General features: G+C 30.9%; 4 protein-coding genes and 1 other annotated feature. All 4 genes read left to right on the top strand.

The annotated features are described in order from the left end of the window. Positions 1-20: 20 nt before the first annotated feature. The 4 genes from rplK (at position 21) to rplL (ending at position 2,561) form a co-directional block, all read left to right on the top strand. Positions 21-449, top strand: coding sequence for a 50S ribosomal protein L11 (rplK, locus tag COZ07_RS08390; protein ID WP_406608114.1), 429 nt, complete (start codon positions 21-23; stop codon positions 447-449). Between the two features lie 54 nt (positions 450-503). Continuing rightward, positions 504-1,229 carry a 50S ribosomal protein L1 gene (rplA, locus tag COZ07_RS08385; protein WP_406608113.1) on the top strand — a complete coding sequence of 242 codons (726 nt, stop codon included), beginning with the start codon at positions 504-506 and terminating at the stop codon, positions 1,227-1,229. Between the two features lie 6 nt (positions 1,230-1,235). Then, positions 1,236-1,395: a sequence feature (ribosomal protein L10 leader region), on the top strand. Positions 1,396-1,423: 28 nt separating this feature from the next. Continuing rightward, positions 1,424-1,966 carry a 50S ribosomal protein L10 gene (gene rplJ, locus COZ07_RS08380; protein ID WP_406608112.1) on the top strand — a complete coding sequence of 181 codons (543 nt, stop codon included), beginning with the start codon at positions 1,424-1,426 and terminating at the stop codon, positions 1,964-1,966. A gap of 214 nt (positions 1,967-2,180) precedes the next feature. Further along, positions 2,181-2,561, top strand: coding sequence for a 50S ribosomal protein L7/L12 (gene rplL / locus COZ07_RS08375; RefSeq protein ID WP_406608115.1), 381 nt, complete (start codon positions 2,181-2,183; stop codon positions 2,559-2,561). The last annotated feature ends 123 nt before the right edge of the window (positions 2,562-2,684 follow it).

Here is a 2,684-nt window from a genome sequence, read left to right as displayed (position 1 = left end):
CTAATTATAGGAGGAATTTAATGGCTAAGAAAATGGTTTCCGTAATAAAATTGCAAATACCAGCTGGTAATGCTAACCCTGCACCCCCTGTAGGACCAGCTTTAGGTCAACATGGTTTAAATATTATGGAATTTTGCAAGGCTTTTAACGAAAAGACAAAAAAGGAAGTGGGTACTATTATACCTGTAGTTATTAATGTATATGAAGATAGGTCTTTTACTTTTTTTTGCAAGAAGCCTCCTGTAGCATTTTTATTAAAAGAGGCAGCAGGAATAGAAAAAGGGTCGGGTACTCCAAACAAAGAAAAAGTGGCAAAATTATCTCGAGCTAAAATTGAAGAAATTGCTGTACGTAAGATGTCCGATTTAAATACCAAAGACTTAGAAAGTGCTGTCCAAATAGTTGAAGGCACTGCCAGAAGTATGGGTATAGAGATAGAAAATAATTAATTATAAAATTGTGTGGAAGGATAAAATCCATTAACACCACAAGGAGAAAAATAAATGAGTAAAAAAAGAGGTAAGAAATATTTAGAGGCTATTAAAAAGTATCAGAAAGATATATTTTATGAACCTGAAAAAGCTTTTAATTTGGTTAAAGAACTTCATTGGACAAAATTTGAAGAATCTATCGATATTGCGATTAAATTAGGCATTGATACACGTCGCTCAGATGAGCAAGTAAGAGGAGCAGTGGACTTACCTCATGGTACAGGTAAAAAAGTGAAAGTTATTGTCTTTGCTCAAGCCGAAAAAGTAAAAGAAGCGGAAGAAGCTGGAGCAGATATTGTAGGAGCAGAAGATTTAGCCGAAAGAATACAAAAAGGATGGACTGATTTTGATGCTACTGTAGCAACTCCAGATATGATGAAAATAGTAGGTAAATTAGGTAAAATTTTAGGACCCCGAGGTTTAATGCCTAATCCTAAAATAGGAAATGTCACTTTTGATATAAAAAATGCTGTAAAATCAATAAAGGCAGGAAAAGTAGAATATCGGGCGGATAAATTTGGCATAATTCATGCACCTTTAGGGAAAACAAATTTTGATGAAAAAAAATTATTAGAAAATTTTATAACTTTTGTAGATGCTATAATTAAAGCTAAGCCGTCGTCTTCTAAAGGAAGATATATACAAAGTATTGCTATTTCATCAACTATGGGTCCAGGAATACATCTAGATCAACAAAAGATAGGTGCTTGGATGGAAAAACAAAAAAATATAGAATAAGAAATATATTAAAATTTTAACATACCTTAGACAGCAGGAGTTATTAGGAAATAACTTAATAGATATTAGAATATCTTCCCGCCGAGGTGAGAATAAAATAATTAAAGATTATTAGTTTCACCTTCCTTATAGATTTAAGTCTAAGGGAGGTTTTTTATTATCAAGAATTTTCAGATTAGAGAGGAGGGTAAATTTTGGCTTTAAGTAAAGATTCTAAAAAAAAGATAATTCAGGATTTAATAGTAAAATTAAAGGAATCTAAAGGAATAATTTTAACAGATTATCAAGGAATGAATGTATCCCAGATTAATAGGCTTAGAGATGAGTTAAAAGAAAAGAAGGTAGAATTTAGAGTAACTAAAAATACTTTAATTGAAAAAGCCAGCGAAGAGTTGAATATAAAGGAGCTTACTAAAGATTTAGTGGGTTGTACTGCAATAGCTTTTAGCAGTGACGATGGAGTAGCACCGGCGAGATTACTAAATGAGTACTTTAAAAAAAATAAAATTGATTTAAAGGTTAAATCTGGTTTAGTAGAAGGCAGATTTTTAAATCAAGAGAAAGTTATAGAGATAGCGTCTCTACCTTCAAAAGATGTTCTTATTGCACAGATAGTCGCTGGAGTTAAATCTCCTCTTTATTCTTTGGTGTTTGTTTTGCAGGGTCCATTGAGAGGATTAATTTATACTTTGGAAGCTATTAAAAAAGAAAAAGAAAAAGAAATTGAGGTTTCTTAAATTTTATAGGAAAGAATATGATATATGCTAATGTTGTATTACACCTGGAGACTAAAAAGAGCTTTATGTGCAATACGCCATACGATAAATATATTGGAAGGAGGTGAAATAAATGGTAGAAAAGAAAAAAGCATTAAAAGAAGAAGAAAAAGAAGTAGTTAGCAACGAGACAGAAAAAATTGATATAAAAAAAGAATCAGCAGTCTCAGAAGAATTGCCAGATGAAATACTAAAGAAGATAGAAAAAATGACTGTATTAGAATTAGCTGATTTAGTTAAAGCTTTGGAAAAAAAATTTGGAGTAACTGCTGCTATGCCTGTTGGAATGCCCAGTAATGCCGCGGGAGCAGTTGCAACAGGTGAAGATAATAAAGTAGAAGAAAAGACCAATTTTAAGGTAATACTAAAAGAAATAGGACCAAATAAAATTAAAGTAATAAAAGAAATAAGAACATTTACTGCGTTAGGATTAAAAGAATCAAAAGATTTGGTAGAAAGTGCACCAAATACAGTAAAAGAAAATGTAGATAAAAAAGAGGCTGAGGGAATAAAGGAAAAATTAGAAGCAGTTGGAGCAGTGGTAGAAATAAAATAGAAAATAACGTTTTTTGATAATATTGATGAAGATATCCCTTAAAAATATTTTAAAGGATATCTTCTTGCATTTAAAATTAAAAAGTGATAAAATTTTACCTTACGGATATGTTTTTAAGTTTTA

Source organism: Candidatus Infernicultor aquiphilus (assembly GCF_002784285.1).
Taxonomy (GTDB): domain Bacteria; phylum Atribacterota; class Phoenicimicrobiia; order Phoenicimicrobiales; family Phoenicimicrobiaceae; genus Infernicultor; species Infernicultor aquiphilus.
This window is presented reverse-complemented; position numbering and strand designations above follow the sequence as displayed.